This window comes from Nonomuraea sp. NPDC049269, from assembly GCF_043197155.1.
Lineage (GTDB): Bacteria > Actinomycetota > Actinomycetes > Streptosporangiales > Streptosporangiaceae > Nonomuraea.
This window is the reverse complement of the sequence record NZ_JBICSO010000009.1, coordinates 246,782-258,713: the sequence shown is the minus strand read 5'-3', so window position 1 is coordinate 258,713 and position 11,932 is coordinate 246,782. Positions and strand designations below refer to the sequence as shown.

Sequence of the window (11,932 nt, the reverse complement as noted above, 5' to 3'; positions counted from 1 at the left end):
AGGGGTGTCAACCGCCCCTCAACAGCCCAGGTCGGCCAGCAGCCATGGGCTGACAGATTTTCCGAAAGTGTCATCACGCCCACCGGGAGGTCCTGTGCCCCGACCCACCCTCTCCGACGTCGCGGTGGCGGCCGGAGTGTCGGTGCCGACGGTCTCGAAGGTGCTGAGCGGCAAGAAGCACGTCTCCGCCGCCACCCGCGACAAGGTCCTCGAAGCGGTCCGGGCCTCCGGATACGAAGCGCTCCGCCCGCTCAGCACACCCCGGGTCGGCCTCATCGACCTGCTCATCGACGGGCTCGGCTCGCCCTGGGCGGAGGTTCTCGTCAAGGGCGCGGAGCAGGCGGCCGCGCGCTGGGGGTTCTCGCTCGTCGTGACCTCGTCCGCGCGGCCCGACTTCGACCTGCGGCGCTGGATCGGGATCGTGCGGAAGCGGAGCACCGACGGCATCGTCTTCGTGCTTTCGCGCGCCAACCAGGAGGAGATCGCGGCGGTCGAGGAGCTGCTGCGGGTCCCGCTGGTCCTCCTCGACCCGGTCGGCCAGCGCGACCCCCGCCTCTCGACCGTCGGCGCCACGAACTGGTCGGGCGGGGTCATGGCGACGACCCATCTCCTCGAGCTGGGGCACGAGCGGATCGGCTTCATCGGCGGGCCGCTCGACACGCAGTGCAGCCTCGACCGCCACGAGGGCTACCTCGCCGCGCACCGCACCTTCGGCGTCGAGCCGAGGCCGGGCCTCACGCGTTTCGGTGACTTCCTCGTCTCCGGCGGCAAGACGTTCGGCGCCGAACTGCTCGACCACCCCGACGGCCCCACGGCCATCTTCGCGGGCTCCGACCTGCAGGCCGCCGGCGTCTACCAGGCCGCGGCCGAGCGCGGCATCCGGATCCCCGACGAGCTGTCCGTCGTCGGCTTCGACGACTCTCCTGTGTGCGAGATGATGTCCCCGCCGCTCACCACGGTCCGCCAGCCACTCGACGACATGGCCAACGAGGCGGTCCGGCTGATCACCGAAGAGCTGACTCACCGCAAGGGCTCGGCCGGCACCCGGATCGAGCTCGCCACATCCCTCATCGTCAGAGGCAGCACCGCGCGCCCCCACGGAGGAGAGCAATGACGGCACCCGCCTTTCCCGGAGGCACGTCGGTCACCCGCCTGTCGGTCTACTCCGGTACGTGCCAGGACGGCCTCGAAGGCGGCACCCCGCACATGCACACCGCTTCCACCGAGGCTTATGTGGTCATCGGCGGGCGTGGCGCGTTGCAGACGTTGGATGTGCACGGTTTCCGTGAGACGGAGTTGAGTACCGGTTCGACGGTGTGGTTCACGCCGGGGACGATTCATCGGGCGATCAACCGCGGCGGTCTGGAGGTGGTCGTGGTCATGCAGAACGCCGGTTTGCCCGAGGCCGGTGACGCGGTGATGACGTTCCCGCCGGAGATCGTGGGCGACGCGGCCCGCTACCGGGAGGCGGCCACCCTACCGGTCGGGGAAGAGGCGGAGGACGCTGTCCGGCGCCGTCGTGACCTGGCCGTGGAGGGCTTCCTGCGCCTGGCCAAGAGCCTTTCCGACGGCGACCCGGGACCTCTGCAGGCGTTCTATGACAGCGCGGTCGCGCTGGTGCGCCCCGCCGTCGCGGGCTGGCGCCGTACCTGGGAGGACACCGTCGCCCGAGAGACCCGCCGCACCGCCGAGGTGCTCGACGCGCTGGAGCGCGGCGACGGGACGCACCTCCAGGGCGCCACCCTCCTCGAAGCGCCACCCGAAGCCCGCTGGGGCATGTGCGGCCGACTCCGCACCCACGATGTCGCCCATCCACTGGTCCACTCGGGCCCTGAAGGCCCTGAAGCGCCCGGAGCCTGAAGCACCTGAAGCGCCTGAAGCGCTCGGTGCCCTCGAAGCGGCCGATGTGAGCGGGTCGAGCTTCTGACCCCCGGTCCGGCTGCGGCGGGTGGTCACCAGGTCGGCACCAGGCCGCCGTCCACGGTGAAGTCGGCGCCCGTGACGTTCGCCGTACGGTCGCTCGCCAGGAGCAGCACCAGGTCCGCGACCTCCTCCGGACGCGAGAACCGGCCGCTCACCGAGTCGTGCGCGGCCTTGGCGACGATGTCCCCGGCCGCCGATCCGGTGGCCCGGGCGACGGTCGCGGCGACGCCTTCTTCGCCGAACCACAGCGCCGTCTCGACCGGCCCCGGACTGACCGTGTTGACCCGAATGCCCCGGCCGCCGACCTCTTTGGACAGCGCCTTGGAGAAGTTGGACAGCGCGGCCTTCGCGGCGCTGTAGTCGATCACCGCCGGATCGGGCAGCGACGCGTTGACCGAGCTGATGTTCACGATCGACCCGCCGCCCCCGGCCAGCATCAGCGGGAGCGCGCTCCGCGTCGCCCGGACCGCCGGCATCAGGTTGAGGCTGATCGAGGCCAGCCACTGCTCGTCCGTGACGCTCAGGAATCCCGCCGTCCGCGCCGGCGCCCCGCCCACGTTGTTGACCAGGATGTCGAGCCGGTCACCGGCGACCTCGACGAGCTCGGCCGGCCCCGACGGCCCGGTGAGGTCACCCAGCAAGACGCGCACCCCCTGCGCGGCGGCCAGTTCGTCCAGCTCGGCGGACGACTTGCGAGCTCCGGCGATCACCCGCGCGCCCTCACCGGCCAGGGCGCGCACAACCGCCAGCCCGATGCCCCTGCTGGCGCCGGTGACGACGGCCACCTTGCCCTGTAGCCCGAGATCCATCGCGGTCCTGCCTCTCACTTTTGGGTGGCGATCGCTAACAGGACTCTAGGTGGGGAGCGACGTCGCGGTCTTGAGTCATGTGACTGAAGCTTCGCCCTGGAGCCCGCTTCGGCCAAGGCTGGAATCACGGAGCAGGGCGCGGCAACGCCCTAGACGACTTGGGACTTACTGGTCTTTGGTCGGTGGCGGGTCAGGACGTCGACGTGCTGGCGGAAAACGGCGGGAAGTGCTCGTCGGGCAGGGGCAGGCCGGGGGTGAGGCCGAGGGGATCGGTCAGCACGTGTGCCGGTTCGGTGGCGAAGACCGCGTCGGCGTCCATGTAGATGACCACGTGCGCGATGCGCGGGTCGTCGGTGAAGTTGGGCGTGGCGGTGTGCGCCAGGTACGAGTTGTGGAAGGTGCAGTCTCCCGCCTTCAACGGGACGGTCACCCGCTGCCGCCACCGCAGTTCGGGCGCCACCCGGAAGAGATCCTGCTCGTCCGACAGGTCCTGGGCGCGCAGGTCCTGGAGGTCCTGTGAGCCGGGCAGGAACGTCATGCAGCCCCGCTCGACGGGCACGTCGACCAGCGCGATCCAGGCCGACAGGGCGTGTCGCGAGCCGGAGTGCGGCCAGTACGGCTGGTCCTGGTGGAACTCGGTGGCCGCGCCGTTGTGCGGCTGCTTGATCAGCAGCTGGTCGTGCCAGAGCCGCAACGGCACGCCCGCCAGGCGGGTCGCGAGCGCGGCGAGCCCCGGGTGCAGGGTGAGCTCGCGGAGCGTCTCGTCCTGCTGCCAGAGCTGGAGCAGCTGGACGAAGATGGCACCCTCGCGGTTGTCCCGCACGGTCTCCTGCGCGGCCAGCGCCGCCTTGGCGTACCGCTCGGCCTCCGGCCGCGAGATCACCTGGGGTACGTGGATGAAACCGTCACGCCGGTAGGCGGCCACCTGAGCGTCGTCAAGCATGTCTTTCTCCCTTGTCGATGTGCCTCCACTCTCTCGGGGCGACCGGGGGGCGGGCTAGGACGGGGGTGCTCGTGCATAGCACAATCCTGATGTGCACCGAGTACGACGCGACGACGTCTTCACCCCCGACCGGCCCGCCGTGGTGGCCGAGCGGCACGAGCTGGCGGCCGACAACGGCGCGCACAGCCACGACTTCCTGGAGCTGGCCGTGGTCGTCGGCGGCACGGCCACGCACGTCTCCGTCACCGGGGAGCAGGAGTTGAGCCGCGGCTCGGTCGCGCTGCTGCGACCCGGCGACTGGCACGGCTACCGCGCGTGCCGCGACCTGGTGGTGCACAACGTGTACGTCGGTCCGGAGATGTTCCAGCGGGAGCTGGCCTGGCTGCGGGCCGAACCGCACATCGGCCGGCTGTTGCACACCTCGGGACACGTGTCGCGGCTGGACGATGGGGCGCTCGCGGTGGTGGAGGCCGCGCTTCCCGCGGCGGTTGGCGGGCACATCACGCAGGTCGGAGCGCTGCTGTGCCTGCTGGGCGGCGCCGCGGCCTCGCTCGGCGAACCCGCCGCCCGCGGCGCGGGGACGCACCCCGCCGTGCTGCTGGCCGTACAGGAGCTGGAAGGCGACCCGCGGCGGAGCTGGTCGGTGGACGACCTGGCGGCGCTCGCGCACGTCTCGTCCGCGCACCTGGCCAGGACGTTCACCGCCCAGCTCGGGATCTCCCCGATGGCCTACCTGAACCGGCTGCGCGCCGAACGCGCGGCGGCGTTGCTCATCGAGACGGACCTGCCGGTCGCGGCGATCGGCAGGCAGGTGGGGTGGAGCGACCCCAACTACGCCAGCCGCCGCTTCCGGCAGTCCTTCGCGATGAGCCCGTCCGACTACCGGGCCAGGTTCAGCGCACCAGCTCCAGCTCGATGACCAGTGCCGTAGCGGGCTTCAACGCCGGGGACGGCAGCCCGAGCCCGGCCAGGACCGACCCGCGCAGGCGTACCGGGGCGGCCGTCCACTCCGGCAGCGCGACACCTGAGGGCAGGCGGCCCGCCACCCGCACCTCGTAGACGGCCTCGGGGTCCAGGCCGGGCAGGCGCAGCGGGGCCGGGCCCGTGGCCACGCGGGAGGCGAGCTGGACGCAGGCGAACACCGCGTGCCCACCCCGGACGACACCGTGGAGCAGCACCGCCGGGTCGGGATGGTCGGCCCGGACCACGGTCCCGCCGTGCAGCGTCGGCCGCAGCCGCTTGTGCAGGGCGATCCACTCCGCCAGTTCCTCGCGTTCGGCGTCGCTCGCCGACGTCAGGTCCCACTCGACGCCCATGTGCCCGAACAGCGCGGTGGCGCAGCGGAACGACAGCGGCAGTGACCGGCCGGTGACGTGGTCGCGGGGCGCGCCGACGTGGCTGCCCATCAGCTCCGGCGGTACGAGCAGGCCGGTCCAGCGCTGGATGGCCTGCCGGTCGAGCGCGTCGTTGCTGTCGGAGGTCCAGACCCGGTCGGTGCGGGCCAGGATGCCGTAGTCGACGCGCGCGCCGCCGGACGAGCACGACTCGATCTCCAGCCCCGGATGGCGGCGGCGCAGCTCGTCGATCAGCCGGTAGGCCGCCAGGGTCTGCGCGTGTACGCCCGCCACGCCGTCGTGGACGGGCTCGGCGATGTCGCGGTTGTGGTCCCACTTGATGTAGTCCAGCGCGTACTCGCCCACCAGCGTGTCGAGCCGTTCCAGCAGGTAGTCGAAGACCTCCGGCCGGGCCAGGTCGAGCACGTGCTGGTTGCGCTGCGGCGGCGGGAGCCGGTCGGCGCGGCCGAGCACCCATTCGGGGTGCTCGCGGGCGAGGTCGGAGTCGAGATTGACCATCTCCGGCTCGAACCAGAGCCCGAACTGCATGCCGCGCTTGCGCACGTGCGCGGCCAGCGGGTGCAGCCCGTCGGGCCACACCTGCTCGTCGACGTACCAGTCACCGAGCCCGGCGTGGTCGTCGCGGCGGCCGCGGAACCAGCCGTCGTCGAGGACGAACCGCTCGATCCCCACCTCCGCGGCCCGGTCGACCAGCGCCAGCAGCCGGTCGAGGCCGTGGTCGAAGTAGGTGGCCTCCCAGTTGTTCAGGGTGACCGGGCGGGCCGGGCGCGGGCCACGCGCGCGCAGGTGGCCGTGCAGCCGCCCGCCGGCCTCGTCGAGCCCGGCGTCCGACCAGGTGAAATAGACCAGCGGGGTCTCGTACGTCTCGCCCTCGCCCAGGATGATCTCGCCGGGCGCGAGCAGCTCGCCCGCGGCCAGCAGCGTCACGCCCTCCTGCAGCCGTTCGACGTAGTGGACGTGGTCGCCGCTCCACCCGGCGTGCGCCGCCCACACCTCACCGTGCCGGAACCCGAACCCACCGGTCCCCGCCACCAGCAGGCCCGTGCCGTCGTGGCCGGTGCGCCCGCGCCTGTTCTCCCGCGACCAGACGCCGTAGGCCAGCGGCCTGCGCTGCGGCACCTTCTCCAGCGCCCACCGCCCGGTGAAGTCGAGCAGCTCATCCGCCCGCGCGGGCAGCGGCAACGCGCAGGTCAACCCGTCCACGCGGTACGGGTCGGCGGCGGTGTTGGTCAGCGCGTGCCGCATCGTGACCACGCCCTGGGCGTCCATGGCCAGCTCGCTCACCAGCCGGAGTCCGGCTCGCTCGTCGGATGCGGTCACGGTCACGCTGCCGCCCGAACCGGGCACGGACCGCGCCTCGACCGGGGTTTCAAGGCTCCACCTGACCGGCCAGTTCCCGGACGTACGGGCTCCGGCCAGGCCCGGCCTGCCGTACCAGCTGTCGCCCTGGACCGGCACCAGTGGCGGTGCGGGCGTCAGCGACGCCAGCGCGGGCAGGAGGTGCGGCTCGGCGACCACGCCGAGGTCGGCGCCGAAATGGCGCACTCGCGGCAGGCCGGAGCCCGTGACGTCAAGGACGAGACAGGCGCCTGCGGCGGAGAGAATCACGGGGGACACGTCGGGGGGCTCCTCACACTCGGACGGGCACCGGGCCCGCTTTCGTGTAAGAGGTTCGCACGGTGCGCTCGTCGACCGGCGAGCAGGTGCCGCCGTTGGGCGGCGATCCGCGCGAAGCGGCGTTGCTCATGTGGAGTCCTCTGGCGGTGGCGGGACGACCGTTGGCTCAGTTGCGGCGGTCGCGGGCCTCGGCGGTGGCCTTGAGGGCGGCCAGCCAGAAGTCGAGACCTGGCGCGAGGTACTTGATGGAGGTCTCCGGGTCTGCCTCGATCTGATCGCCGGTCCAGCTCTCCTCGGTGCGGACGATGACACCGCCCTTGACCTTGATGAAGTTCCAGACGTGGACGCCCTCGTCGATGCTCAGCCCCTTGCCGATCGCCGGTCCGCTCCAGCGGACGCACGTGCCCTGCTGGACGTCTTTGACGGTGGAGGTGATGACCAGGGTGGTGGCGGGGGTCGTGGGCGTCGCGCGTGCCGGGGTGGTCCACCGGAACCGCGAGTCCTTCCGCAGCGGTCCCTGGTCCAGCCGCTTCGCGCTGGTGACGGGTTCCTGCCAGGCCGGCCAGTCCTCCCGGCGGCCAGGCGTGGGAACAGATCGCCACAGCGGGGGTGGCCGCGCTCTCGCTCAACGCGATCGCCAAGCAGATGGGCATGAGCGGTCCCGCCCTGTACCGGTACTTCGCCGGCCGGGACGAGCTGATCACCGCACTCATCCGCGACGCCTACCGAAGCATCGCCGACACCGTCCGGGCGGCGTCCGACTCCGGTGCCGACCTGATCGGGTTGGCCCGCGTCATCCGGGAATGGGCCCGGAGCGACCCACAGCGGTACTTCCTCATCTATGGCACGCCCGTCCCCGGCTACCAGGCACCCGACGACACCACCAAGATCTCATTCGAGGTCATGACGGTGCTGCTCGAGGTCTGCGGCGCGGTGTCGGCGGACAAGCCGGCGACACCATTCGACGCCCACCTGGAGACTCACCGTGAGTGGGCCTCCGGCCACCCGGCGGACGCCGCGACGCTGCATCGCGCCCTGTCCTTCTGGACCCGCCTGCACGGCGTGCTCTCGCTCGAACTCGCCGGCCACTTCACCGGCATGAAGATCGACCCCGGCCTGCTGATCGACGACGAACTGAACGCCCTGCTCGTGCCATGATCACGCCGTCTTTACGCCACCGGTCCGGGTCAGGCGGGTTGACCGGCCATCGCGCGCGCCGCCATCCGCCGTTCGAACCACAGTGAGGTGAACGGCGGCACCGCGCACGCCAGGCCCAGCACCACCGCGCCTCGGCTCCAGCCCGCCTCTCGTGCCGAGAGCAGCACTCCGACCACGTACAGCACGAACAGCGCCCCGTGGATCGGCCCGAACACCTTGACCCCGAGTTCGCCGGTCGCGGCCACGTACTTGAAGAACATCCCGACCAGCAGCCCCGCCCACGAGCAAGCCTCGGCCACCGCCACGACCCGGAACCAGCGCAGCATGCTCCACCCTTCACCCGAATATCGCGCATACTCTACAGGCTGTAGAGGAAGGCCGGGTCACCTGCCAGGCCGGCTAGGTTCCCTTGTTCGTGGGCACGCATGACGAGCCCAGCGTGTCCAGCCGACTGGATTGCTTGACGCCCTGACGCGGCGAGCGCGTGGCGGTAGCCGTACTGGAAGGAGAAGGGGTGGCGCCTTCGGCGCGGACAGTCTGGTTCGAGCCGCGGGAGCGCGCGATGGCGGCCTTCGCTGTCTTGAGGATGAGCGGATAATTCGGGTACGCCGGGTTGTAGGCGGGCGGAACGAAGTTCAGCTTGGACACCCGGGCGGTCTTGACCTGCTGGGCGAGCGGGACCAGGTCCTGCAGCAGGCCACGCGGGACGTCGGTGCGGAAGGTCTCCTTGGCCGCCTTGGCCAGGGCGTTGAACTTCAGCAGCACGTTGCTCGGGTTGAGTTGGTTGAGCATGGCACTCATCACGCACTGCTGGCGGCGCATCCGGGTGCGGTTGTCGCCGCCCGCGCAGGTACTGCCCGGATGGTCGCGGGCCCGGCCGTACCAGAGAGCCTGGGTGCCGTTGAGGGTGCGGTTGCCGGCCTTGACCACGCCGCCGTCGGCGCGGCCCACGCCGTAGCAGATGTCCTGCTCGACGTTGATGGTGACGCCGCCGAGAGCGTCGATCAGGCGCGCCACGCCCCACATGTTGACCAGCATGTAGTAGTCGATCTTGATGCCGAGGATCTGGCCCAGCGCGTTCTTGGTCGCCTCCGGGGCGCGGTCGGGGGAGTGGCCCACGACCTCGGGGTGCATGTCGGCGTAGGCCCAGATGCCGTTGATCAGGTCGGCGGAGCCGCGGCCCTGGCCCGGTGGCAGCCAGAAGTTCTTCGGCGGCGGGAATCGCCTGGCCAGTGCGGAGCCCGGCGTGAACGGTGCGTTCTCCAACTCCCGCGGTAGCGCGAAGACCACTGAGTCGCCGGTGTGGACGTCGATACTGACCACGTTGATGCTGTCGGTGCGGATGCTCACCCCCTTGCGGGAGGCCGCGCCGTCGCCGCCCAGCAGCGCGATGTTGAGCCGATCACGTCCTCGCCACGGATCCTTGTGATCGATCGGCTGGGACGGTGAAGCCTTGAAGACGGAGCCGATCGCGTCGTCGGAGGTGTGGGCAGTGGTGGCGACCAGTCCGAACGGCAGTGCCACGGCTACCGCGAGCAGGCCCGCGACCGCGCCCGTAGCGAGTTGACCCCGGCTGCCGAGCTTGCTGGGACGCAGCACGATGTAGGAACTGATCACGACTGCGGCCCATGCGAGCCCGCCCACCACGCACAGGCTCATGATCACGGTCAGCCAGGTCGGGTCGAGGAGCAGGCCGGCCAGCGCCTTGACGTTGATCAGCGCGATCACGGCACCGATCAGCAGCACACCGAAGATCCCCATCATGATCAGACCGGTGCGCTTGCGTCCGGCGCGCACATGCGCGGCACCCGGCAGAACGATCGACGCGATTGTCCAGCCGATCACGGATGGAGCAGTCCACCTGCGCATTAAACCTCCCCGTTGGCAAGATCTGCCCCATTGCGCAAGCAATTTAGCAAATAAGACCATGCACTCCGGTCTGAATAGAAGTGTCCACAGGTCTGGGAGCGGCTTGAACGGCGTCAGAACGCGGTCGCGAGGGCTCCTACCTCTGGTTTTACCGGGCCGCTCGCGGCCGTTCGCCGGATTTCGAGTCGCCGGACCCGTTCGAAATGTGCTACCTCTCGGGGATGCCCGACGAAGGTGATCTTTACATCGGAGCGTCGGAGGACCACGGCGACGCCGTCACCGCGGTCGCGGTCTCCCCGGATGGACGGATCGGGGCGACCGGCGCGCGCTGCGGCGAGGTCCGGCTGTGGGATCTGCGCCATGGCCTGCTGACCGCCTATGTGGGCGGGCTGCAAGGCGGGCCTGTGGAGAGCGCCGTGTTCATCGGCGACGCCAAGCGGCCCACGTTGCTGACCACAGGCCCATCGGCCTCGCTATGGACGGTGACCGCCGAGGCCCTGGAATGGCGGCAACTCCCTTGGGACGGGGGGCGGCTCCTCACGTCCTCGGACCGGGAGGCGGTGCTCAGGCAGTGTGGAGACCTTCGCTGGCTGGGCGTCTTCGGCCCCCTCTCCGGCCGCATCACGTCGGATTCCCCGGCGGCGCTGGGACGCACCGGCTCCGGACTGATCGTCGTGAGCGGTGACAGAGGACTGATCGAGGCCTGGCGACGGCCTCCCAAGGACAAACCGTACGCCGACACCGAGGTCGTGTGGGCCTTCGGCGGCAAGGACGACGCGGCGGATCAGCGGCTGACGCGCTGTTGCGACCGGTGGCGGCTCGTGGTGTCCCCGCGGCGCGGCCGGGTGGTCGTTCTCGACGCGGAGACCGGGACGGTCGTGACCACGTTCGTCCCGCCCGCCCGGCCGACGGCGATCGTGGCGCATCCGGACCTGCCGCTGGTGGTGCTCGGCGGACGGGACGGTTCGCTGTCGTGGTGGGATGCCCGCTCGGGGCACTGCCTCGGGCGCGTTCAGGCGCATGGCGGCCGGGTCCGGGCGTTGGCGCTCGCCACCCGCACTGACCTGGTGATGTCGGTTTCCCAGGATGGAACAGCCGCGCTCTGGCGGCTGCACGGCCGTGAGCCCGTCGGCCGCTTCACGCCCCCCACGCCCTCCGGCCCCAGGGAGCTGACCCAGGTGGCCGGTACGCCGGACGGGCGATGCTGGCTGATCGGCGGGCGCGGCGGCCAGGTCCACGTTCTCCACTGGTCCGGCCATGCCGGGCTCGTGCAGAAACGCGTCGGCCGCCCCTCCTGGGCGATGGACGGCGGCGACGTGGCGACCCTGCTCGACGACATCCGCCACCACTGGGACGACGGCCCGGCAGGTCTGGCCGCAGTCCGTGAGCTGGCCTCGGGCGACCTCGACGAATCCTGGCACGGTACGGCGGTGGACGCGCTGGAGGACCTGATCGTCAACGGTGCGGACCCGGCGGCCCGGGAGGCCGCGGTGATCGCGCTGGCGGAGATCGACGAGGACAAGGCCACCACCGCCCTCTACCGGATGTTCGATCGTCACGACGGGCACGGTTCCGCCGGGCGGTTGCTGGCGTACTTCACCGGTGAGGACGAGCCCGCGACGGAGGAACTCGTCGCGAGCCTGCCCGGGATCGGCAACTTCCTCGGTGTGCTCACCTCGGCCGCCTTGGGCGAACGGGGCGCCGCCGCGGTCCCGGCGGTGCACGCGGCGCTGGGCGCGTTTCCCTTCCCGACTCGGGCGGACGCCGACAACTGGTGGTGTGACGAGTCGACCAAGTACCGGCTGATGTACGTCCTCAGGCAGGTCGGCGGGGCCGCGGCGCCCGCGACGCCGACCCTGCTGGCCGTGCTGGAGGACGACGAGATCTACCGGGACACCCGGCACCAGGCAGAGGTGGCCCTGCAGGGGATCGGCCTCCCGGAGACGGCGGACACGATCGCCGCCGAGGTCCGGCGGCGGGCCGTCCTCGTCGTCCACGACGAGGACGGCGAGGACGGCGAGACGGAAGGCTTCAGCCTCCTGCTCGAGGTGCTGCTGGGCATGCCGCCCGCGGCTCTGGCGGCCTCCCGCGAGGTCGCACCGGCGCTGGAGGCGGTGCGGCGCCGCATCGGCGACGGCATCAGGACGTACGAGCAAGACGGCGAGATTCGCGAGTACACCGTCCTTGAGATACGGCTCGCCGACTACATCGACGAGAAGATCGCCGAGCAGATCAAGAGGTGAGCAGCCCGCGGACGT

The 11,932-nt window shown here is 71.0% G+C and carries 10 protein-coding genes; 5 read left to right on the top strand and 5 right to left on the bottom strand.

The window, feature by feature from the left end:
- Positions 1–94 precede the first annotated feature (94 nt).
- Positions 95–1,114, top strand: coding sequence for a LacI family DNA-binding transcriptional regulator (locus ACGFNP_RS44355; protein WP_393328998.1), 1,020 nt, complete (start codon positions 95–97; stop codon positions 1,112–1,114).
- Positions 1,111–1,860: a cupin domain-containing protein gene (locus tag ACGFNP_RS44350; protein WP_393328997.1), complete on the top strand. Its 750-nt coding sequence runs from the start codon at positions 1,111–1,113 to the stop codon at positions 1,858–1,860. The genes ACGFNP_RS44355 and ACGFNP_RS44350 overlap by 4 nt, the downstream gene beginning before the upstream one ends.
- A 92-nt stretch (positions 1,861–1,952) precedes the next feature.
- Here ACGFNP_RS44350 and ACGFNP_RS44345 read toward each other — a convergent pair whose 3' ends face one another.
- Together ACGFNP_RS44345 and ACGFNP_RS44340 are read right to left on the bottom strand one after the other, a co-directional pair.
- Entirely contained in the window at positions 1,953–2,732 is a 780-nt protein-coding gene (locus ACGFNP_RS44345; protein ID WP_358323923.1) for an SDR family oxidoreductase, read from the bottom strand.
- Between the two features lie 190 nt (positions 2,733–2,922).
- Complete coding sequence (locus tag ACGFNP_RS44340) at positions 2,923–3,675, bottom strand: phytanoyl-CoA dioxygenase family protein (protein WP_358323920.1); 753 nt, start codon at positions 3,673–3,675, stop codon at positions 2,923–2,925.
- A 91-nt stretch (positions 3,676–3,766) separates the two neighbouring features.
- Here ACGFNP_RS44340 and ACGFNP_RS44335 point away from each other — a divergent pair, with 91 nt between their 5' ends.
- Positions 3,767–4,594, top strand: coding sequence for an AraC family transcriptional regulator (locus ACGFNP_RS44335; RefSeq protein WP_358323917.1), 828 nt, complete (start codon positions 3,767–3,769; stop codon positions 4,592–4,594).
- Here ACGFNP_RS44335 and ACGFNP_RS44330 read toward each other — a convergent pair.
- On the bottom strand, positions 4,569–6,647 hold the full coding sequence (locus ACGFNP_RS44330; RefSeq protein WP_393328995.1) for an alpha-galactosidase: 2,079 nt from the start codon (positions 6,645–6,647) through the stop codon (positions 4,569–4,571). The genes ACGFNP_RS44335 and ACGFNP_RS44330 overlap by 26 nt on opposite strands.
- A gap of 594 nt (positions 6,648–7,241) precedes the next feature.
- On the opposite strand from ACGFNP_RS44330, the gene ACGFNP_RS44325 reads away from it, so the two are divergent.
- Positions 7,242–7,805: a TetR/AcrR family transcriptional regulator gene (locus ACGFNP_RS44325; RefSeq protein ID WP_393329358.1), complete on the top strand. Its 564-nt coding sequence runs from the start codon at positions 7,242–7,244 to the stop codon at positions 7,803–7,805.
- Positions 7,806–7,834: 29 nt separating this feature from the next.
- On the opposite strand, the gene ACGFNP_RS44320 is transcribed toward ACGFNP_RS44325, so the two are convergent.
- The gene (locus tag ACGFNP_RS44320) at positions 7,835–8,131 is read right to left on the bottom strand and encodes a DUF3817 domain-containing protein (RefSeq protein WP_358323909.1); all 297 of its coding nucleotides are present in this window, start codon (positions 8,129–8,131) and stop codon (positions 7,835–7,837) included.
- 73 nt (positions 8,132–8,204) lie between these two features.
- Positions 8,205–9,650 carry an LCP family protein gene (locus ACGFNP_RS44315; protein ID WP_358323906.1) on the bottom strand — a complete coding sequence of 482 codons (1,446 nt, stop codon included), beginning with the start codon at positions 9,648–9,650 and terminating at the stop codon, positions 8,205–8,207.
- 245 nt (positions 9,651–9,895) lie between these two features.
- Between ACGFNP_RS44315 and ACGFNP_RS44310 the strand changes: the two genes are divergently transcribed.
- On the top strand, positions 9,896–11,917 hold the full coding sequence (locus ACGFNP_RS44310; protein ID WP_393328992.1) for a hypothetical protein: 2,022 nt from the start codon (positions 9,896–9,898) through the stop codon (positions 11,915–11,917).
- The last annotated feature ends 15 nt before the right edge of the window (positions 11,918–11,932 follow it).